Origin of the sequence: Haloarcula sp. CBA1131, assembly GCF_008728975.1 — an archaeon.
GTDB lineage: Archaea > Halobacteriota > Halobacteria > Halobacteriales > Haloarculaceae > Haloarcula > Haloarcula hispanica.
This window is the reverse complement of the sequence record NZ_RPCY01000004.1, coordinates 83,163-105,118: the sequence shown is the minus strand read 5'-3', so window position 1 is coordinate 105,118 and position 21,956 is coordinate 83,163. Positions and strand designations below refer to the sequence as shown.

General features: G+C 59.6%; 17 protein-coding genes. 15 read left to right on the top strand and 2 right to left on the bottom strand.

The genetic code is table 11. The features are described from left to right. The first annotated feature begins 36 nt into the window (after positions 1-36). Positions 37-2,196, top strand: a complete 2,160-nt coding sequence (locus Har1131_RS18270; RefSeq protein WP_151147998.1) for an ABC transporter ATP-binding protein — start codon at positions 37-39, stop codon at positions 2,194-2,196. A gap of 34 nt (positions 2,197-2,230) precedes the next feature. Here the strand turns inward: Har1131_RS18270 and Har1131_RS18265 are convergent, their stop codons facing one another. Beyond that, a complete protein-coding gene (locus tag Har1131_RS18265; protein WP_151147996.1) occupies positions 2,231-2,992 on the bottom strand; it encodes a class I SAM-dependent methyltransferase in 762 nt (253 codons plus the stop codon). A 76-nt stretch (positions 2,993-3,068) separates the two neighbouring features. Here Har1131_RS18265 and Har1131_RS18260 point away from each other — a divergent pair, with 76 nt between their 5' ends. From Har1131_RS18260 to Har1131_RS18200, 13 genes are all read left to right on the top strand, one after another. Then, positions 3,069-3,923: a CoA ester lyase gene (locus Har1131_RS18260; RefSeq protein WP_151147994.1), complete on the top strand. Its 855-nt coding sequence runs from the start codon at positions 3,069-3,071 to the stop codon at positions 3,921-3,923. A 116-nt stretch (positions 3,924-4,039) separates the two neighbouring features. After that, a complete protein-coding gene (locus Har1131_RS18255) occupies positions 4,040-6,205 on the top strand; it encodes an acetate--CoA ligase family protein (protein WP_151147992.1) in 2,166 nt (721 codons plus the stop codon). Positions 6,206-6,313: 108 nt separating this feature from the next. After that, entirely contained in the window at positions 6,314-7,552 is a 1,239-nt protein-coding gene (locus tag Har1131_RS18250) for an MFS transporter (protein WP_151147989.1), read from the top strand. 198 nt (positions 7,553-7,750) lie between these two features. Continuing rightward, positions 7,751-8,830 (top strand): isocitrate/isopropylmalate dehydrogenase family protein, encoded by a 1,080-nt coding sequence (locus tag Har1131_RS18245; RefSeq protein ID WP_151147987.1) that lies wholly within the window; start codon positions 7,751-7,753, stop codon positions 8,828-8,830. A gap of 531 nt (positions 8,831-9,361) precedes the next feature. Beyond that, positions 9,362-9,742 (top strand): helix-turn-helix domain-containing protein, encoded by a 381-nt coding sequence (locus Har1131_RS22260; protein ID WP_225308175.1) that lies wholly within the window; start codon positions 9,362-9,364, stop codon positions 9,740-9,742. A gap of 210 nt (positions 9,743-9,952) precedes the next feature. Continuing rightward, complete coding sequence (locus Har1131_RS18235) at positions 9,953-11,872, top strand: ABC transporter substrate-binding protein (RefSeq protein ID WP_191907511.1); 1,920 nt, start codon at positions 9,953-9,955, stop codon at positions 11,870-11,872. A gap of 14 nt (positions 11,873-11,886) precedes the next feature. Further along, positions 11,887-12,870 (top strand): ABC transporter permease, encoded by a 984-nt coding sequence (locus Har1131_RS18230; protein ID WP_151147983.1) that lies wholly within the window; start codon positions 11,887-11,889, stop codon positions 12,868-12,870. Next, a complete protein-coding gene (locus Har1131_RS18225) occupies positions 12,870-13,790 on the top strand; it encodes an ABC transporter permease (protein ID WP_151147981.1) in 921 nt (306 codons plus the stop codon). Before Har1131_RS18230 ends, Har1131_RS18225 begins: the two co-directional genes overlap by 1 nt. Continuing rightward, positions 13,787-15,910: an ABC transporter ATP-binding protein gene (locus Har1131_RS18220; RefSeq protein WP_151147979.1), complete on the top strand. Its 2,124-nt coding sequence runs from the start codon at positions 13,787-13,789 to the stop codon at positions 15,908-15,910. The genes Har1131_RS18225 and Har1131_RS18220 overlap by 4 nt, the downstream gene beginning before the upstream one ends. Positions 15,911-15,913: 3 nt before the next feature. Beyond that, on the top strand, positions 15,914-17,290 hold the full coding sequence (locus Har1131_RS18215; protein ID WP_151147977.1) for a hemolysin family protein: 1,377 nt from the start codon (positions 15,914-15,916) through the stop codon (positions 17,288-17,290). Positions 17,291-17,333: 43 nt separating this feature from the next. Continuing rightward, positions 17,334-17,783 (top strand): universal stress protein, encoded by a 450-nt coding sequence (locus Har1131_RS18210; protein WP_151147975.1) that lies wholly within the window; start codon positions 17,334-17,336, stop codon positions 17,781-17,783. A 320-nt stretch (positions 17,784-18,103) separates the two neighbouring features. Continuing rightward, positions 18,104-19,255 (top strand): thiolase family protein, encoded by a 1,152-nt coding sequence (locus Har1131_RS18205; protein ID WP_151147973.1) that lies wholly within the window; start codon positions 18,104-18,106, stop codon positions 19,253-19,255. Further along, the gene (locus Har1131_RS18200; protein ID WP_151147971.1) at positions 19,252-19,632 is read left to right on the top strand and encodes a Zn-ribbon domain-containing OB-fold protein; all 381 of its coding nucleotides are present in this window, start codon (positions 19,252-19,254) and stop codon (positions 19,630-19,632) included. Before Har1131_RS18205 ends, Har1131_RS18200 begins: the two co-directional genes overlap by 4 nt. 609 nt (positions 19,633-20,241) lie before the next feature. On the opposite strand, the gene Har1131_RS18195 is transcribed toward Har1131_RS18200, so the two are convergent. Then, on the bottom strand, positions 20,242-20,931 hold the full coding sequence (locus tag Har1131_RS18195) for a hypothetical protein (protein ID WP_151147969.1): 690 nt from the start codon (positions 20,929-20,931) through the stop codon (positions 20,242-20,244). 150 nt (positions 20,932-21,081) lie between these two features. On the opposite strand from Har1131_RS18195, the gene Har1131_RS18190 reads away from it, so the two are divergent. Continuing rightward, the gene (locus tag Har1131_RS18190) at positions 21,082-21,939 is read left to right on the top strand and encodes an oligosaccharide flippase family protein (protein ID WP_225308174.1); all 858 of its coding nucleotides are present in this window, start codon (positions 21,082-21,084) and stop codon (positions 21,937-21,939) included. Positions 21,940-21,956: the final 17 nt, after the last annotated feature.

The window sequence follows — 21,956 nt, the reverse complement described above, 5'->3', positions numbered from 1 at the left end:
ATTCTGTGACACCACTTGCTGGAAAAGGATCAAAGAATGACACTACTTGATGTCGACAATTTGGTGGTGCGATACGATACGGAAGACGAGCAACTCCACAGCGTCAACGGCCTTTCGTTCACTATCGAAGACGGCGTCAACTACGCGCTATCGGGCGAATCAGCCTCGGGTAAATCGACAACTGCGATGGCGATTCTCGGCCTGTTGCCCGACCATGCGGTAATCGAGTCAGGTGAGATCGAATTTGAAGGGCGGGACCTCCGGTCAATGTCCTCGGCGGAGCGTCGTGACCTCCTCTGGGAAGAGATTGCGTTCATTCCACAGACTGCTATCGACGCACTTGATCCCATCATGACTGTCGGTGCACAGATCCGTCAGGCCATCCAGACCCACCGTGAGGTTTCCGAACAAGGCGCCCGTCGGCAGTCCCGTGAACTGTTCGAAACTGTTGGGCTGGACCCAGAACGGACCGGCGAGTATCCACATGAGTTTTCGGCGGGGATGCGCCAGCGGGTCGTCATCGCGATGGCACTCGCACTCGACCCGAAACTGATTATCGCCGATGAGCCGACCACCGGGCTCGATGTCGTCGTTCAAGACAAGATCATCGAGAACATACTGCAGATTCAGGAGAAGACGGACAGTTCGCTGCTGTTGATCACCCACGATTTGAGTGTCATCGCCGAGACCTGCGATGAGATGTCCGTGCTCTACGGCGGGACGGTCATGGAACAGGGCCATGTCGATAACGTTCTTCTTAACCCATCGAACCCGTACACGATGGGGCTACAGAACGCGTACCCTGGGCAGGACGACGGCGGCAACGAACTCATCTCGGTCCCCGGCGAACCGCCAACCCTGGCTGAGGTTCCGACAGGCTGTATCTTCGAACCACGATGTCCCTTCGCCACCGAAAAATGTGAGAGTACACGCCCTCCGTTGGAGAAACTCCCGTACCGGAACCAGCGAGTCGCCTGCCACCATACTGATCGGGCAGCCCGAATGAGACACAGCGCTGACGACCCGTCGACGTGGGGTGGCACCAATGACGGCACCCAGTCCGTCGACAGAGAGGTCCTTCTGGAAGTCGATGGACTGTGCAAGTGGTACGACCGCAAGCGGTCACTACTTGGTCAACTCCCTTTTGACCACGGCTCGCCGTCAATTGCGAGAGTCACGAACACCATCCGCCAAGCGTATGAGCAGCAAGGAGACGTGCTCCGTGATGTCTTCAACAACGAGAAATCGCAAGTACGTGCTGTCGATGGAGTGTCGTTCTCGGTCGCTCGTGGTGAAATACTTGGTATCGTCGGCGAATCTGGCTGTGGCAAGTCGACGCTCGCCCAGACGTTGGGGCTCCTTGAGGAACCCACCGCGGGTAGGTTCACGTTCGATGGCCAGTCGCACGAGTACTATCAGGACGGGAACCTCCAGTCGTTCCGTCAGCAACTCCAGGTCGTTTTCCAGAACCCATACGAGTCGTTGAACCCCCGGCTCACTGTCAAACAACTCGTCAAGGAACCGTTGACGATTCACGACTACCGCCTCGGCGAGCGCGACGAGGCTGTCAAAGAAACGCTCGAACGGGTCGGACTGGCACCAGCTGAGCACTATTTAGATTCGTACCCGAACGAGCTTTCCGGCGGGCAGCGTCAGCGGGTCGCCCTCGCCCAGGCACTGGTTATCGACCCGGACTTCCTCATCTGTGACGAACCCGCCTCGATGCTCGACGTATCGCTGCAGGCGGAGGTGTTGAACCTGCTTCGGGGGCTGGCAGACACCGAGGGAATCGGCATCCTGTACATTTCACATGATCTGGCCAGTCTCACACGGGTGGCCGACCGGTTGGCGATTATGTATCTCGGTCGGTTCATCGAGCGTGGTAAAACCGATCGTATCGTCACCGATCCGAAACACCCGTACACGGAGGCGTTACTCGCGGCGATCCCGGAGATGGACCCACGAGGGACCCGCGACCGCGTTACACTCGAAGGGGAGCCACCCAACCCCGTAAACTGCGGGACGGGATGTCGGTTCGCCCCCCGCTGTCCGAAAGAGACTGACCGGTGTCACAGCGAAGAACCCGAACTCGACACCTGGGTCGGTGAGAACCATGAATCGGCCTGCTTCCACCCTCTCGAGAACGGAGTCGACGGTGGTCACCAGCGGAGAGACGAATCGATCAAAAACGATTGACCGGACACGGTACCGCCACCATGACGACGGACGTTCACCGGGTCGCGCGAAGCAACAGTTTGAGATTAGCGAACGACTCAATCTCGCCGTCTGATTCGGCGATTTCGAATGTCTCGGTTGCACTGGATGGCCGGTCGGCGAAGGCAGCTGCAAGGCGCTTGCGGCGCTCGGCCGACAGATCGACGTTTGCGACCCACTCGTCGTAGTCGAGCGTCTTCGTGATGACTCGCGATGTCTCGACGGTAAAGCCCGCCTCCGAAGCCCATTGGAGCCAGTCGCTGACGCGGTGTGAGCAGACGTGTGTCGGATCCCGAATCCGCTCGACTCGGTTGAGAAAGTCGTCGAGGGCATCGTCGTCGGGTGCGACGTTGTCTTCAAAGGCGAGGGTTCCTCCGGGTTCGAGGACTCGAGCGACTTCCTCGACGAATTTCGTCGGGTCGGGGAAGTGGTGGGCAGCGATACGACAGGTCACTGAGTCGAACGAATTTGCGACGAACGGGAGGCGCTCAGCATCACACACGACGCCCGTCACGTCGGGAAATGCCCGCGTTGCAGTCCTGACCATCTCGGGCGCTGCGTCAGTTCCGATGACTTGTCCGACGCCGCTTTCAGCCAGTGCACCGGCAGTGTGGCCCGCACCTGTGGCAATGTCCAGCGCGCGATCAGCAGTGTCGGCCCACTCGACCAACTGCTCGAGATCGTCGCCCGCCCGGTGGACGCGACTGTCTAGATACGCTTCGGCGTGTTCGTCAAATAGCGCCGCTACTGACCGCTTCTGCTCCACTCCGTCCTCCATGCCTCCGTATTAAGCTGGGTCGTCAAAGTGGTTCGGGCGGCTATGGGTTTTTCCCACAGCCGGACGATATCGTCCCATGGTTCGCCGTTCACTCCTGTATTGTCCGGGCGACGAACGAGAGATGATGGAGAAGGCGGTCGACTCCGGAGCCGACGTGGTGATATTCGACCTCGAAGACGCCGTAGCGCCGGCGGCACGCGACGAGGCCCGTCGGGCAATCAGAGAGACAATCGAGGGGCTAGAACAGCCCGACCCATCGATCAGTGTCCGTATCAATCCCTTGGACCGCGGCGGGTCCAGGGATTTCGCGGCGGTCATTCGCGATGCCGAGACACTCCCCGATAGCGTGGTCCTTCCAAAAGCCGAGAGTAGCGAGACGGTAGCGGCGCTGACCGGCCAACTCGCTGACGTTGGGGCGGAGTCTGTCGGTGTGATCCCACTCATCGAGACGGCGGCAGGACTGGTCGCTGCCGAGGAGATAGCGGGCGAGCCGGGTGTCGTCGCCGTCGCCTACGGCGACCAGGACTATACCGCCGACGTTGGGGCTACTGTCACCGACGAGAAGTCGGAGTCGCTGTACGCTCGCCAGCGCGTCGTCGCTGCCGCAGGTGCGGCTGGCGTCGATGCGCTGGATACCGTCTACACGGACATCGACGACGCTGACGGTCTCCGCGAGCAGACCGAGACGGTCATCGCGTTCGGGTTCGATGGGAAACTGGCGATCCATCCCGCGCAAGTCGATATCATCAACGAGGCGTTCACGCCCGATACCGAGGAAGTCGAGTGGGCCGAGAAGGTGATCAAGGGGCAAGAACAGGCTAGCGAAACGGAAACCGCCGTGTTCACCGTCGACGGACAAATGATTGACCCACCGCTCGTCGACCGCGCACGAACCATCCTTGACCGGGCCGATGCTGCGGGGAACCACTGACTACGGCTCGCCTGCACGTCGATTCGGCCCTGGGATATTGCCCCTCATATAAATAGCGATTGTCATTGCCACTATTCGGGAGTATGGTATTGCCCTTCCGCAGTGTCTCGATGACTATGCCGGTCGATGATGTACATGATGGAAACGGCCCACCTGACAGCTCCCAACCGGTCCCCGACCTGGATCCGCTGTTCGACCCGAAGTCGGTCGCGGTCGTCGGCGCGAGTCCCGACTCCTTCTACTCGGGTAATCTCGTGGAGAACCTGCTCGGCTACGGGTTCGACGGGACGCTCTATCCCGTCAACCCCGGTCGCGACGAGGTCTGGGACCGGCAGTGTTACGACGACATCGATGACATTCCCGAAACGGTCGACCTGGTAGTCGTCAGCGTTCCGCGGGAGCATGTCGTCGGGGTCGTCGAATCGGCAGGCAAGCGCGGCGTCCCGGTCGCACTGGTACTGACTGCTGGGTTTGCCGAGGCCGACGAGAAGGGAACCACCCTGGAGGCGGACCTCGGCGAGGTAGCTACCGAAGCCGGGATTCGTGTCGTTGGCCCGAACTGTATCGGTGTGATGGCCAGTAAGGGGGCGACGCTAACCTCGACGTGTTCTCGCGAACCGCAACCTGGCGGTATCGGTCTCGTCAGTCAGTCAGGAGCGCTGGCGTTTACGACGTTCTTCGAGCGGGCCGCCGACAGCGACGTTCACTTCAGCCACATCGTCTCGACCGGCAACGAAGTTGATCTTGCGGCCGCCGACTACGTGGCGTACCTCGCTGCGCAGGACGATGTCGATGTCGTCTGCACCTACATCGAGGGGGTTGATGACCCCGAGCGGTTCTTGCGAGTCGCTGAGGACGCCGTCCGCAACGGAACGCCCGTCTTGACGGTGAAAATCGGATCCTCCGAGCTCGCGGAGGCAGCGACGCTGAGTCACACCGGGTCACTCACCGGCGACGACGACGCTTGGGAAGCGGCGTTCGACCAGACCGGCGTCGAGCGAGTGCCGGACATCCCCGACCTGCTCGCTCGCGCGAGCGCTCACACTGCTTACGACGATCCCGACGGGAACAGCGTCTGTATCGCCTCAACCAGTGGCGGGCTCGCAAGCCTGCTCACCGACATGGCCGCCGAACGGGAATTCGCGCTCCCGGACATTGACGGTGAGACCGAACGGGAACTGCTGGATATCGACGAGCTGCTGACCTACGGCGGGTTCAACAACCCAGCTGATATCCGCGGCTACGGCGCCTACGTTCTCCCCGAAATCGCCGACGCGGTGACCGATGACGACGCGTTCGACGCGTACGTCTTCGCCATTGGCCTGCCCGGAGTAGACGAGCGTGCAGAGACTATCGCCGAGGACCTAGAGACCATCGCCGCCGAAGCTGACGACCCGGTCTACGTCCTCTGGACTGGACGCAAGGAGCCCGATGATCCGACAGAGACACCACCGTACGTTCGCTTACGGGAGTCAGTCCCAGTCTACGAGGATCCCAGCCGGTGTCTGGACGCACTCGCGTCGACGATAGACTCCGTCACCGCTCGCGACCACCTGACCGACCAGCCGTCCCGAGGTGATCTCGCTGCTGACGCGCGTCGGGCCGCCACCAACATCGACCTGCCGCGCGGACGTGTCCTCACGTGGAACGAGTCTGAAGATTTGCTAGACGCGTACGACATCCCCGTGGTCGAGTCTCGGCTGGCGACCGATGTCGACGAGGCGGCCGCGGCGGCCGACGATCTTGGGTTCCCGGTCGTACTCAAGATCGACTCGCCGGCACTCCCTCACCGCACTGATGTCGGCGCAGTGCGGCTGGGCGTCGACTCGGTCGAGGCTGCTCGTGACGCCTACGAAGAAGTGATGACCGCCGCACGGACAGCTGTCGATGACGACGATATCGAAGGCGTGCTAGTCCAGCCGATGCTCGATGACGGTGTCGAGGCTATCACCGGCATTGCCCCTGACGAGGTGTTCGGCTCACTCGTCTCCGTCGGTCCGGGCGGTGTCCTCGTGGAGGCGCTCAACGAGAGCGCCACGCTTGTCCCACCCTTCTCGCGAGCCGACGCGCGAGCGGCCGTTGAAAAAACGGCCCTCGCGTCGCTACTCAGGGACCGGCGTGACGGGACTGCGCTGTCTGTCGACGCCTTCGTCGACGTACTCACTCGCGTCGGTGACCTGGCGGCGGGCGTTGACGCCGTTGCAGAACTGGACCTCAACCCTGTCGTCGTCACCGAGGACGGTCCCATCGCGGTGGACGCCCTCGTGCGGACCCGTGAGTAGCGTATCGATGCCGGTCACAGATACCTGTCGAGGTGCGGTGATCGCGAGCCACGGACAGCGACCGCTCGCCGCCACTACCACCGTCGACCAAATCCAGCCACTCGCACTATGACAGCCGACGATATCACGACCGGGCGCTTTGCCGCCCTGTCACACCTCCGTCGCTACGACGCGCTGGCACTGACCGCACTCGTGTGGTTTCTGGGCAAGTTCCTTCGCTACGCGTTCCCGCCCTTGTTCGGGCAGTTCCAGACGATATACGGTGTCTCTCGGACTGCACTCGGGGCGGCGTTCACCAGTCTCATGCTCGTGTACGCCGCGATGCAGTTCCCTTCGGGGCTCGTTGCCGACCGGGTCGGATCGGTGGGCGTCATCACTGTCGGCGGCGTCGTAACCGGCCTCGGTGCACTCGCGCTGGTGGTGGATGCGCCGTTTGCGGTGTTAGCGGGCGCGATGTTGCTGATCGGTGCCGGCACGGGCACGTACAAGACTGTCGCTATCGAGTTACTGGCGCGGATTTACCCCTCGGAGACCGGCCGGGCGCTGGGTGTGTTCGATACGGTCGGGAGCCTGGCGGGTGTCGCAGCGCCCGCAGCGGTCGTGGCTGCGGCCGCCCTCCCCGGCGTGTTCGGAGCGCCGTGGCGGACGCTGTTTCTTGCTGGCGGTCTCGCAGCGTTGGGGATTGCCCTCGCGTTCCTCGTTCGTGTCCCGCGCCATCTGGAAGGACAACAGACCACTGCTAGCGGGAGCGACGGTGCGCCACAGCTCCGGGAGTACATCACCCTGTTCCGTCGACCGAAGTTCTCGGCATTCGTTACCGTAACGATCCTGTTCTCGTTCGTCTACAACGGGCTCGTGGCCTTCCTGCCGCTGTATCTCACCAGTGCAGGTGGCCTCCCCTCGGTGACCGCGAATCTGCTGTTCAGTAGTCTTTTCGCGGTCAGTCTGGTCCAACTGGTAACCGGCGAAGCGAGCGACCGTGTGGGTGTCCTCCCACTCCTCGCGGGGACGCTCGTCGCGGCGACGGCCGGCCTCGTCGGTCTTGTCGTGCTGTCGGGAACCGCGGGAGCAATTGCACTCGGAGCGTCCGTGGTCGTGCTCGGTATCGGCGCCCATGGGTATCGGCCGGTACGCGGTGCTTACTTGGTTGCCGTACTTCCCGAAAGCGTCGCGAAGGGGTCCCTCGGGGTCGTCCGGACATTGTTAGTCGCTGCAGGCGCCATTGGCCCCGCAGCTGTGGGGTACCTCTCCGAGGTGAGCGGGTTCAGAGTTGCCTTTGGCGTCCTGACAGCCGTGCTCGGTGCCGCGGCCGCACTGACGGTGCTCCTGTGGGTGATTGAACGATGAGAGCGGTCGCGGCTTCCACAACCGACACACCATCGCGTCCGACCCCACATACGAAGGTTTCCGGCCGAAGTAGGTGCCACTGTATCGACAACTTCGGTGATGCCCGGCAGACGACTCTGTCGGCACCGGATGACAAACTACCCAGTACGTCAGGGGGAGCATCGTGCCGTACAACCAATCGATAAACACGACACAACTATGAATACAGACGACCAGACTACGACGACGTACGACATAGAACTGATCCCCGGCGACGGCATCGGCCCAGAGGTGGTTGACGCCGCTCTCCCGCTTATCCGAGCGGTAGCCGACGACCACGGACTCGCGTTCGATATTACCCGACGCGACTGGGGGACCGAGTATTACCTCGAACAGGGAGAGATGATGCCCGAAGACGGGGTCTCCCAGCTCGCTGCTGCGGACGCTATCTTCTTAGGGGCCGTCGGTCATCCCACAGTGCCCGATCATGTGACGCTCCACGGCCTCTTGTTGCCTATCCGGAAAGGGTTAGACCAGTACGTCTGCAAGCGGCCTAACGTCCTCTTCGAGGGTATTGAAACCCCACTCCAGGGGTATGACGCCGGCGACATCGATTTCGTCGTCTACCGCGAGAACACTGAAGGCGAATACGCCGACATTGGTGGCCGCGAGCACCGTGGTTTAGACCACGAGACAGCCGTCCAGTCGGCGTTATTCACTCGAGAAGGCACCGAGCGCATCGTCCGGGCGGCATTCGAGGCCGCGACCGAACGAGACGGGCACCTCACCAGCGTTACCAAATCCAACGCCCAGGCCCATAGCATGGTGTTCTGGGATGACATCGTCGAGGAAGTGAGTGAGGAATACCCCACCGTTACCGTCGAGCGCCTGCTGGTCGACGCCGCGTCGATGGACTTGATCCGCCGCCCACACGAGTTCGATGTCGTCGTTGCCTCGAATCTCTTCGGGGATATCTTGACGGATATCGGCGCACAGATCACCGGGAGCATGGGATTAGCGCCGTCGGGGAACATCCATCCAGGTGACGAAAACCCCTCCATGTTCGAACCCGTCCATGGGAGTGCGCCGGACATCGTTGGTGACGGGCTCGCCAACCCGTTAGCTACTGTCCTCTCGTGGTCGATGCTGCTAGAGGATGTAGGGGAAAAAACGGCTGCTAACGCTCTCTGGGACGCCGTCACCAACCAGCTCGCCGATGGGGCTGCTCCACGGACGCCTGACCTTGGCGGCGACGCAACCACCGAGGCTGTCGTTGACGACCTCCAGTCCCGATTGTGACAGGACGTTCGCTTCGAGACGCTGCAACGCCACTGGATCCGATTGCACAAGCGTGACTCCTTGGTAATCAATTCCTACTCCTTCGAACGGCAAGGGGAACAACCGGATTCATCTGTAGGTCTCACTGGTCCGCTATTCGAACTGCATAGGTTTATTTGCGAGTTAGGATAAGGGCCTACGCACGATTAATAAGGGTGATTTGGTATTCTACGTATCGAATTTAAGACTGCGCCGTCCGGTGTCACTGACCTGCTTGTATCGCATCTTCCGGAGATCCAGCGTATTGAATTCGAGAACGCGTTCTATGCGGCCGACGGAGACTGGATCGAATCGCTCCTGGTCATTTCAGAGACGGAGTTCGACCCGGAAGCTGAGCTAGCATCACTCTCACGGGCTGACCTATTCCACTCCGAACGTGTTTCTGATGACCGGAGTGACAAGCAGATTTATCGGCTGACGGTGATAGCCCACGAACCGTATCCGTTCCTTCTGGGCTTAATTCTTCGAGAAAGGGGGATTCCGAACCGGTTGATGCTAACTTCCGACCACTTTGAGGGCGTCGCCACCCTCGCGGAGTGGGAAGACTTCCGGAGACTCGCCGATGAGATACAAGAGCAGTTTGGACGTTTCGAACTCGTGAGCGTAAACCAAACCGAAACAGCAGGTGTGCCGTTGGGCGGCGGTCAGTTCGGCCGTGCCGTCCGAAATGAACTCTCTCGCGAGCAATTGACTGTTCTCCAAACAGCCTACCAGATGGGATACTTCGAAACACCGCGGAAGGCCTCAGCGGACGACATCGCGACCGAACTTGACATCGCCCAGTCGACGTTCAGTGAACGCCTGCGACTCGCCGAGAGCCAGTTGTTCGACCTCGTTTTTTCCGGCGATGAGGACTCGGTCACTACTGACTGACAACGACGACAGCTGCGTGTCTCCCGACTCGGTCAATCGGTGCCCGATCAGAATATATACAGTAGTAATATAACAAATAATTGCTTGTCAATTCATTGATTATTTAGTGGGTAATCCGGGGTGAGATCGGAATAGTATATAAAGAATGATTATGATTGACGGGGTTCGGGGGTAGGTTCAGGCGGATATGGGGGGAACAGATGTGGTGTAATGTCGCGCAACAACCCGTTCGAGATCGAGACAGGAACGATATCGCGTCGACGATTCATTAGCCTCGCGAGCGCAGCAGGGATTACTGGGCTGGCCGGCTGCAACCAAGGTGGCGACGGCGGTGACGGCGGTGACGGAACCTCGTCTGGCGACGGTCGCTCCCTCGAAACGAAATTCTGGGAGGAGTGGCCAGTCGAGACGAAGGGACCGTCGGTCGATCCCGAGTTCGAGTACACGGCAGTCGAAGGCCAGCCGGTGTCATCGGTAACGACCCAGTTCGCACAGTCGGAGACACCATGGATGCGAGAGCACGCCCTGATGATCCAGGAGTCATTCAACTCAATCGGGGTGCCGGTCGAACTGGTCAACGTCCAGCCCAGTACGCGATACGGTGAATTCTGGCGAGCTGATATCGGACACCCAGTCCCGGTTGTGATGAATCTCCACGGCCCCGACCCACAGCGCGGGCTCGATCCCAACCCGTTCCTGATGCGGGCCCACCCTGAGACAGGTGGCAACTACTTCAACTACCAGAACGACGAAATAACGGAGCTGCTCAACGAGCAGGCCCAGACGATTGGGGACCCACAAGGGCGTGCCGAGATCTGCCAAGAGATCCAGCAGAAGCTCAGCGAGGACGCTTACCTCATCGCTTCGAACTTCCCGGACGTTATTAACGTCGCGAACACGGCCAACTGGGAGGGGTACGTGCCGACGCCGGGTAACGGGACGACGCGTGACTCGTTCATTTGGTCGCAAGTCAACCTCCAACCGAGAGGCGATTCAACGACATGGGTCAAAGGCGTTACCTCCGGGATGCAGGGAACGAACCTCCCCTGGTCGACTGGCGGCCAGGAAGAGAAACGCCTCCTGAACGTCTACGACGGGCTATATGACGCCTCTCCGGATTTGGAGATCGTTCCCGCTCTCGCGACTGGCCACGAGGTCATCGACGACACCACCGTCGAGATGGACCTTCGAGAGGGAGTCACCTGGCACGACGGCGAGTCGTTCGGGCCGGAGGATGTCACGTTCAGCGTCCAGAAGTACAAGCAGCACACGGCACCGCAGCAGGGGCCGTTTTATCGGACCATCGAGAGCGCCGAAGTGGTCTCGACCAGCGGCGGCGGCCGGGTCCGGTTCAATCTCACTGAACCGGACGCGTCCTTCCTTACCCAGCGGGCCGTCCGCAGTGTCATTATCCCCAAACACCGGTGGGACGACATCGATAGCCCCGGCCAGCACAACCCTGATAATCCGGTCGGCACCGGGCCGTTCCAGTTCGAAAGCTGGGAGCAGGGCCAGGAGCTGCGACTCTCGAAACACGAGGACAACTGGATGTGGGACGACGATACCCGGCGGGAACTCATCGGCGAGGAACACTTCGTTTCCGGCGACGGCATCGACGCGATGGTCCATGCCAACGTCGGCAACGTCTCGACCCTCATCGGTGCGATGCAGTCGGGGGACATTGACGCCATCGGGACGACAGTCTCAAACCAACAGGCGAACCGTGCATCTCAGGCCGAAGGCATCGAGAAACAGATCTCGCGCAACTACGTCCCGACGGATGTCCACCTCAGTCACCTCGTCCCGCTGTTCCGCGACAAAACGTTCCGTGTTGCACTGAGCCACGCCGTCGACAAACAGGGCTTCGTCGATAATACCCTCGGCGGACGCGGTCAGGCCATCGAGGGGCAGAATCTCATCACGCCGCTGCTGGAACCCTATTACGGCGAGACCGAGCCCTATGAATACAATCCCGAGATGGGCCGGACGATGCTCCGGCAGGCCGGGTACACGTTCGACAGCGACGACATGCTCGTCTGGCCGCAGGGTGATGCCTGGGACGCCTTCGCTGAGCGCGTCGAGGACGGGCATTCGACGCGCTCCGAACTCGACCAACAGGACTTCTCGTAAGTACCACCTAACACATGACTTTTCGACGATTCCTGATAAAGCGGACGGCGATAGCCGCGATACTGACCCTTGTAGCCGTTAGCGTCATCTTTGCGACGCTACGGATGTTGCCCAGCGACCCGTTCAGCGGACTCGTAGCCTCTGGCGCGCTCACACCGTCACAGGTCGAGGAGTTACGCGCGTTGTACGGACTCGACGAGCCGATCTGGGTTCAGTATCTGAAATACATCCAGAATCTGTTCACCTTCCAGTTCGGGCTCTCGCTCACCCAGCAGCGACCGGTCAGTTCAATCATTGGCCCGGCGCTGCTGAACACGATGGTGTTGCTCCTTCCCGCGTTGATTACGACCGCAATCGTCAGTTCTCTGGCCGGCATGTACGCTGGCTGGAACCGCGGCTCGTGGTTCGAGCAGTTCAGTATTATCACCACGACGTTCTTCCGCGCGACCCCGATCTTCGTTACCGGCATCTTCCTGCTCATCATCTTTTCGTACGGGTTGGGCTGGTTCCCTGCCTTCGGGATGCGCAGCCCGATGGCCAATCCGGAGGGGTTGGTAGCCACGTACCTCTCGGTGGACTTCTTGAAACACTACATTCTCCCGTTCACCGCGACAGTGCTGTTCTACAGCGGGGACTTCCTGATGCTCGCGCGCAACTCCGTCGTCGAGCGCAAAGGCTCGGAGTTCCTCAAGCTCCACCGTGCGAAGGGCCTTTCGGAGATGGAACAGCTTGGTCGCGCCGGGCGTAACTCGATGCTTCCGTTGGTGACGTACTTCGCACTCCGGACCGGGATGCTCTTCCAGGGCGTCATCACCCTGGAGGTAGTGTTCGCGTGGCCGGGGATCGGTCGTGCACTCGTCCAAGCAATCCTCAACCAAGACTACCCGACGGTACAGGCCGCTGTCTTCATCATGGCGCTGGCGGTCATTATCATGAACCTGACGGCGGACATCGCCTATGCGAGACTGGACCCGACCGTCGAGGCAGGTGATGTCTAATGTCGGGATACGCGCTCGACGCTGAAACGGCGAAAGACCGCCTGTTGTCAGAACTGTCACGAGCACGCTACACGCTGGGGAAAGTCCTCGAGGACAACGCAGCGAAGATCGGGTTCGCGATCATCATGGCGTTCGTCTTCATGGGCCTGTTCGGCCCGTATCTGGCGCCCCACCATCCCATCGAGCACACCATGCGCGCCGACGGGTCGATGATGCGTCTCGAAAGTCCCTCTTCGGCGGCCCCGATGGGGACGACCTCCTTCGGCAAGGACGTACTCAGCCAATTCCTTGCGGGTGCACGGCCGACGCTCATCGTCGGAGTATTCGGCGGCATCGGCACTGGCGTGCTGGGCTTCCTCGTCGGACTCACGAGCGGGTACTTCGGTGGCCGCGTCGACGAGGCCTTGATGCGGCTGACCGACCTGACGTTCGCGCTGCCGTTCCTTCCGATGGCGCTGCTGATTCTGTCGTTCGTGACGCCGAATATCTGGCTGATAACCGGTGTGCTGGTCATTTTCCTCTGGAAAATGCCCGCCCGGGTCATCCGCTCGGAGGTGATGACTGTCAAGGAGCGGACGTTCGTCAAATCAGCTCGCGCTCGCGGCGCTGGCCACCTGCGGACGATGTTCCTGCACGTGGCGCCGAACGTGCTCGGTATCGGCTTCCTCTACACCGCCTACGCGTTCGGCTGGTCAATCGTCGCCGGCGCGTCGCTGGCCTTCCTCGGCTTTGGCGATCCGACGATGACCTCCTGGGGCCGGATGCTTCAGCAGGTCTACCGGTCGGGCGCAATGCGGGTCGCATGGTGGTGGGTCTTCCCGCCCGCGGTCGGTATTGCGGCCGTCACGACCGCCGTCTTCCTGGTCGGCCGAGCGTTCGAGGAGCTAGTGAACCCCGACTTACAAACGGAGCAAGAATGAGTCTACTCGAAGTGAACGATCTCAAGATCAAGTATAGAACGTCGGAGGAGGATGTCCACGCTGTAAACGACGTTTCCTTCTCCATCGGCGAACAGGACAACTACGGCCTCGTCGGCGAGTCCGGCTGCGGGAAGTCAACCATTGCGAAGACGATACTCGGCATGCTGGACGACAACGGCGAGATCGCGGCCGGCAGCGTCCAGTTCAAGGACCGGGAGTTGGCCGATCTCTCCGAGAAGGAGTGGCAAGAAATCCGCTGGGAGGAGATTTCCTATATCCCACAGAGCGCAATGGACTCGCTGGATCCTGTGATGACCGTCGGTGCCCAGATCCGACAGGCAATCCACAAACACCGGGACGTCACCAAAGCAGAAGCTAAGGAGCGCGTCGCCGAGGTGTTCGAGATCGTCGGTCTCGACCCTGCTCGGACGAGCGACTACCCCCACGAGTTCTCCGGCGGGATGCGCCAGCGCGTTACCATCGCGATGGCGTTGGTGCTCGATCCAGACCTCATCATCGCCGACGAACCGACGACTGGACTCGACGTTATCGTCCAGGACAAGATCATCGACAAACTGCTGGAGATCCAGGACGAAGTTGACAGCTCGATGATGCTCATCACCCACGACGTTGGAGTCGTCGCCGAGACCTGTGACGAGGTATCGGTCCTCTACGGTGGGAAAGTGATGGAGCAGGGCGCGACGTACGACGTGTTCATGCACCCCACCAACCCCTACACAATGGGGCTACAGAACGCCTTCCCAGTGGTCGACGAGTTCGATGAGCAGGCCATCTCCATCCCGGGATCACTGCCTGAGTTGACCGAAGAGCCGACGGGATGTGTCTTCCGCAACCGGTGTCCGTTTGCGACGGAGGAGTGCGAGGACGGCCATCCGCCACTGACCGCGAACGACGGCCAGCTGTCGGCCTGCTACTACACCGACAAGGCCGAGGAGATGCGCGAAGCGGCCGCTGACCCCGAGACGTGGGGTATCGAAGGCGAGGATGACCGCGAGACGGCCCAGAAGACGGGCGACGTGATCCTAGAGACGGACGGCCTTGAGAAGTGGTTCAAGCAGACGCAGTCGTTCATTGATGACATGCATGGCGCCGAACCCGACTACGTCAAGGCTGTCAACGGCGTCGATCTGACGGTCCGCCAGGGCGAGATCCTGGGCGTGGCCGGCGAGTCCGGCTGTGGCAAGTCGACGCTGGGCGAAGTGATCGCCGCGCTCCAGCCGCGGACTGGTGGCGATATTTACGTCGACGGCAGGTCGGTCGATGACCTGCTCGCGGAGAGTACCAAGAAGTTCCGCTCGCAGGTACAGTTCATCTTTCAGGATCCGTTCGACTCGCTGAACCCGCGCCAGCGGGTCAAAGCTGCCGTCGCCGAACCCCTCAAGATCCAGGGGTACGATCAGGAGACGATCGACCGGCGGGTCCGCGAAACCGTCTCCGATGTCGGCCTCAACCCGCCCGAAAAATACCTCGACCAACTTCCGGCCCAGCTGTCGGGTGGGGAGCGCCAGCGTGTCGCTATCGCGCAGGCGCTTGTGTTGCAACCGAAGCTCCTCATCTGTGACGAGCCAGCGTCGATGCTAGACGTATCGCTGAAGGCTAATATCCTCAACATCCTGCGGGAGATGGCCGACAAACGTGACATCGGTATCATCTACATCTCCCACGACCTTGCCAGCCTCACGCAGATCGCTAACCGGCTGGCAGTGATGTACCTCGGTCGGGTCATCGAGATCGGCAAGACCCGCGAAGTCGTCCAGAACCCGAGACATCCCTATGCGGCGTCGTTACTTGCTGCCTCGCCACAAACAGACCCCAGTGTCAATCGCCAGCGGGTGTTGTTGCCCGGCGAACCACCAAACCCCGTCAACCTCCCCGAGGGCTGTAACTTCGCGCCGCGGTGCCCGAAGGCCAGCGAGGAATGCCGCAAGGCCGAACCCGAACGGTCGGCCTTCAAAGACGGGGGCCACGAGGCGGCCTGTTACTTCCCGGTCGAGGACGTTGAGAGCGAACTGCTGGCGCAGTACGCTCGCAATAGCGGACGGGCGAAGGCACAGACAGTCGAGGAAGGGTCGATCGAGGAGTCGGTCGAGGGGGAGTAATCGATGCGAGCCCCCCCGTTGCGAGAGGCGGTATTCGAAACGGCGACGCTGACCGTCCAGGTTGGCGGCGTCTCCGTCCCCGATAGCGCCATCGCAATCGGTGGGGTCGCCCTTATCGGCGCTCTCATCGCACTCTCTGCCTTCTTTTCCTCGTCGGAGATAGCTATGTTCTCGCTGGCGGACCATCGGGTCGAGGTTCTCGCTAATGACGGGGTTCCCGGGTCCCAGACCCTACAGGCGCTGAAGGCTGACCCGCACCGTCTGCTCGTGACGATCCTGGTCGGTAACAATCTCGTCAATATCGCGATGTCGTCCATTGCGACCGGGCTGCTGGTAGTGCTCGGATTCGGTCAAGGGCAGTCGGTTGCATTCGCGACCTTCGGTATCACCGCCTTGGTCTTGCTGTTCGGCGAGAGCGCACCCAAATCCTATGCGGTCGAGAACACGGAATCATGGGCGCTGCGCATCTCCAGACCCCTCAAGCTCGCCGAATACGTTCTCCTCCCGCTGGTCGTCCTGTTCGACTACCTGACGCGTGCGATAAACAGAGTCACCGGGGGACGGTCAGCTATCGAGACATCCTACGTCACCCGCGACGAGATCCGGGAGATGATCGAAACCGGAGAACGGGAGGGAGTCCTTGACCAGGGAGAACGCGAGATGTTCCAGCGCATCTTCCGGTTCGACGACACAATCGCCAAGGAGGTGATGACCCCCCGGCTGGATGTCACCGCCGTCGACCGAGTCGATGATATCGACGAGGCGATTGCGACGTGCATCCGGAGCGGCCACCAGCGTCTCCCCGTGTACGAGGGCAGTCTTGACAACGTTGTCGGCGTCGTGACGTTGTCCGACCTCATCCGGGAGTGTCGCTACGGTGAGGGTGATTTCGACAGCCTCGACCACAGCGTCACGGAAGCACTCCACGTGCCGGAGAGCAAGAGCGTGGACGATCTGTTCGAGGAGATGCGCCAGGAACCAGTCGAGATGGCCATCGTCATCGACGAGTTCGGAACGACGGAAGGGATCATTACAACCGAAGACCTCACCGAGGAAATCGTCGGCGAGATCCTCACTGCAGACGAAGAGGAGCCGATTACGGTCATCGACGAGACGAGCGTCAGCGTCCGGGGAGACGTAAACGTCGAAGCGGTCAACGACGCACTTGACGTCGATCTCCCCGAGGGAGAGGAGTTCGAGACGATTGCCGGGTTCATTTTCAATCGGGCTGGACGGCTGGTCGAAGAGGGAGAGTCGCTCAGCTACGGCGATGTCGAACTCAGCGTCGAGCGGGTCGATGACAATCGTATCAAGCGTGCTCGAATCACTGAACAGTACGATCGATCATCTACGGGTCAATCGGTGGAGTCGCGGAGTTGATGCCACCATTCGCCCCGCAGCGACCAACTAACGGAGCAAACACATGACGATACTCACAGCGATTGGAGAGGAACTGCATTCGAACAAGATACTCGAGATCGGGTACGATCTCGCGACGGCGTACGACGAGCAACTGCTCGTCCTCCACGTCATCCCGAAAGAGGACTTCAACGACCACAAGGCAGCGCTCAAGGGCACACCAGCGTCCGACAGCTTCACCATCAGCCGAGAGGAGCAAAGCGCTGCCGAGATCGCCCGTCAAGCCGTTTACGAGTCGCTTGACGAGTACGAGTCTGACCGAATCGATACCCGGGGGCGTGTCGGCGACCCAACCGACAAGATACTGGCTGAAGTCGAACACACCGACCCACGATACCTCGTCATCGGTGGAAAGGGACGGTCTCCTGTGGGGAAAGCTATCTTCGGGAGCACAGCACAGAACGTGCTACTGAATGCGTCCTGTCCCGTCGTTCTGACGAGTAAACAGGGATGAGGCCACTGACCACAACGGGCTGACCCGTGGGGAAAGAGCGTGCCGCTGAAACCGGCAGGCAATAACTCTCTTGGCGGTCCACGGGTCAGAATCCTCTGCCGGCAACAGCGGCACGTAGCTGGTATTCCCCTGCGTGTGAAACCGCGCCGTCGTCGGGCTACGCCCGACTGCTTGAGGGAGCGAATCTCCATCTCTGTTCACGACGCAGAGGATGTCACGAGCAGCATCGCCCGTTGTTTCCTACGCAGTTGTATAATTATTATCCGTGCGAAAGTGTTGGAACCGTAACAAATACACAACACCTCTGTGAGAATACACGTATGGGAGTCGCAATAATTGGCGCGTCAATGACGCAATTCGGACAACGCGATGCCTGGATATGTGAGTTACTCTCACAGGCCGGCGACGAGTGCCTCATGGACGCCGGTGTCGCGCCCACGGACGTAGAGCACCTGTACGTATCGAACATGACAAGCGGTGAGTTCGAAGGGCAGACAGGAGTAATGAACGCGCTGGCGCACGATTTGGGCGTACTACCGGCGTACACAGAGCGGATCGACCAGACCTCATCTTCGGGCGGGGCCGGCATCTACGAGTCCTGGCAGTCCATCGCCAGCGGGGCCAGCGAAATGACGCTACTGGTCGGCGGGGAGAAGATGACTCACAAAACAACCGGAGAATCGACCGATATCATTGCGTCCTGTACGCACCCCGACGAATACAAACACGGCGTGACGCTTCCGTCCTTCGCTGGGCTGACTGCCCGGCACTATCTAGAACGGTTCGATGCCCCGCGAGAATCACTGGCCCGCGTAGCGGTCAAGAACCACAAGAAGGGTGTAGACAATCCGAAGGCCCAGTTTCAAAAGGAGATTACGATGGAGAAGGCACTGGAGTCCCCTATCATCGCGGACCCACTGCGGCTGTACGATTTTTGTCCGATCACGGACGGCAGCGCCGCTCTCATGTTCACGACAGAAGAGCGGGCCAAAGAGATCACCGACGAGTATGCCCTTGTCTCCGGCGTCGGCGGGGCGACGGACACCCACGTCGTCCACGAACGCGACGACCCGACAATCATGGGTGGAGTCGTCGAGTCGAGCAAGCAGGCCTACGAGATGGCGTGCCTCGGACCGGACGATCTCGACGTAGCGGAACTACACGACATGTTCACGATTCTGGAGTTCCTCCAACTGGAGGGCATCGGCGTCGCCGACCAGGGTACGGCCTGGGAGCTAGCGATGGACGGTACCACTGCCAAGGACGGCGACCTGCCGATCAGCACTTCAGGTGGGCTCAAGTCCAAGGGCCACCCGCTCGGGGCAAGCGGTGTCGCCCAGGGCGTGGAAATCTACGAACAACTCGTCGGCGAGGCCGGCCCGCGCCAAGTCGAGGCCGATACGGCACTGGCGTGTAACGTCGGCGGCTTTGGCAACTGTATTATTACGACCATCATGGAGGCTGCAGAATGACACTCGACGCAGGTATGTGCACGAACGGTCACGTCTCGTACCCCACGCACCCCCGCTGTCCGGAGTGTGGCGAACCACAGGAAGAGACGTTCGACCTCTCGGACCGAACCGGCGAGGTCGTCACCTGGACGCACTCGACGGCGACGCCGCCGGGTGTCCGCGAGCCCAACACTCTCGCTATCGTGGAATTTGATATCACGGACATCTCGGGCGCGAGCGACGGGTTCGTCCGGGCACTCGGCCAGGTGCCAACGGACGAGATCGAAACCGGCGATACGGTCGAACCCGTCTACACGGAGGAACTTCGCGACCCTGAGGCAGGAATCAAAGAACCCGAGAGCCAGGACTGGGACGGCTACCGCTGGAATCCAGTATAACGGCTATCCCGGCCTCGCCCTCCTAATAACTAATTTAGCCATTGGAAGGGTTTACCAACACCACACATAACAACAGTACATATATTAGGAAAATCGAAGTAACTGTTAATGGAGCGGAAGTGGGACGGCCCGTTGTTTACCACAGAGCGGAAACCGAACTGTCATCGTATGTCGTAAAGCTACACCGAACGAAGGCATCTGGTTACTCAATGAGTCGGCTACAGAACGGCTAGTACAGCTAATTTCGATTCGATCAGGTGCTCTCTCATTCAGAAGTCGGTTGTGTAACCGAGTCTGTTCAAGGGTTTCAGCGTATCTAAGAGCAGACAATACAAACTGAGTCAGCCACTGCCCCTCAAAATGACGATAGGACTCCGGTCACGACCACCAAACCGTCACCGACTGAAACAACAGATGGCTGGGGGATTGGGCCTCCTGACTGGGATAATACCCAGCGGAATCGGTGCAGCATACAGTGCACTAAAAAAGGAACACAATACAGAGAATAATCAATACCTAGTACTGTTCGGAGGACTTGCCACTGTACAGTGAAGGTACTTTTATAGAGTCATTCTAAGACTCCTTCTCAAGTACGGGAAAGGATTCTGTCTACTCGCTATTCAGTTGTATCACGCTATAGTTAGCATATACCGGTACATCCATCTCACATTCCTGATCCTCAATTAGATATGTCACATTAACAGCAGACGGTGTTGTTTTGATGAGTGATTCGAACGATATGGATGCTTGACCCTCTGGATCGCCATTTTGGTCAACGACAGTTTGTACGGAAACGGTGGCAGCAATATCCACGCCTTCAACAGCGTTCGTAAGACCACTGCCGATTCCGTCTATATCAAGTTCATTTTTGATGTGTTCAGCAGCTGCCTTTGCGCCAGCTGAGACAGACTGTGTTTTTGCCCATTGTTTGAATGGAACCGTCTCGTACACTGGTTCTCGAGTGGGTGCGCCACCATCTTCTACTGCTTCATCACCTGTGCGTCGCCATCCGGCTACGTACCTTACAGTATTATTTTGTTCAAAATATTGGATTTGGTCGTCTGTCTCTTGTTTTTCAACCTTTAGATCAATCTGATTCTTACCACGAGTAGGACCCTTCGAATCCAATACCTCCCGTCTCGGTTCTGCAGGTTCTGCAGAGATAGTAGATTGCCCACCATTCACTGTTGTTTCTTCTGATGGTTCAGATTGGGTACTACTTCCCAAACCTCCTTCCGTGCAACCAGAAATGAAGGGCAAAATAGCGGCAGTGCCAGTCAGGACGCTTCGACGTTTCATACTGTTGTCATTCTAACAGGGAGATATATGTTTTCCGGGCTAAATTGGCGGCGTTTAGTTAAGCGTGAAAGATGAGACAAGTCTGATTCCTTCTGTCTATGGCCGAAATCACACATTTTATTGGTACTATCAAGTGGATTGATTTAGATTTTGTTGGGATCGAGCGATGTCGACATTGCGAAACAACGGTACAACTTCGGGAAGTGGATTACGGTCAACTCAATTGTATACGTCCTGTACAGCAAAGGTGACGACGCGTTCGTCGGCTGGGCCCTGATGGCGAGCGCGCTGGGCTTTTACCAACTCGCCTACCGCCTGTCAAACGCGCCAGCAACCGAGATTACGCACACGATCTCGAGTGTAACCTTCTCCGCGTACTCGAAGGTCCAGAACAACGTCGAAAAGCTCCGGACCGGGTACCTGAAGACGCTTCGAATGACGACGTTTGTATCGTTTCCCGCAGCAGTGGGAATCGCCGCTGTCGCCCCCACATTCATCGAGGCGTTTTTCCCGCCCGAGTGGCGGCCATTAGCACCGGTAATGCAATTGCTCGCCTTCTATGCCCTCCTCCGGTCCATGGGTGCGACCATGGGGCCGGTCTGGAAGGCAATTGGCCGACCCGACTTGATCGCGAAGCTCGCCACACTGCGAGTGGCATTGCTGGCGATGTTCATCTATCCGGTGACAATAGTCTACGGAATCGAAGGGACGGCCGCACTCATACTTGCCGTCTACATCTTCCCGATGATGCCACTCGATATCTACCTGATTTCACGGTCAATCGATACTTCACCGGTAAGAATTATACGGGAAGTGACCTACCCCCTCGCCGCGAGTATGGTAATGGGGGCTGCAGTGACATATCTCGAGTGGTCACTGCTTGAGTTTGCCGTGCTAATCATCGTCGGAATTGTCGTATACGCGGCGGTTGCGATCGGACTCATGGTCGGCTTCAGCTGGGAAGTGAAACAGAACATCGAATCGATTGTCGATACGCTCGAAGGGTGACAACCAATGATAGGACA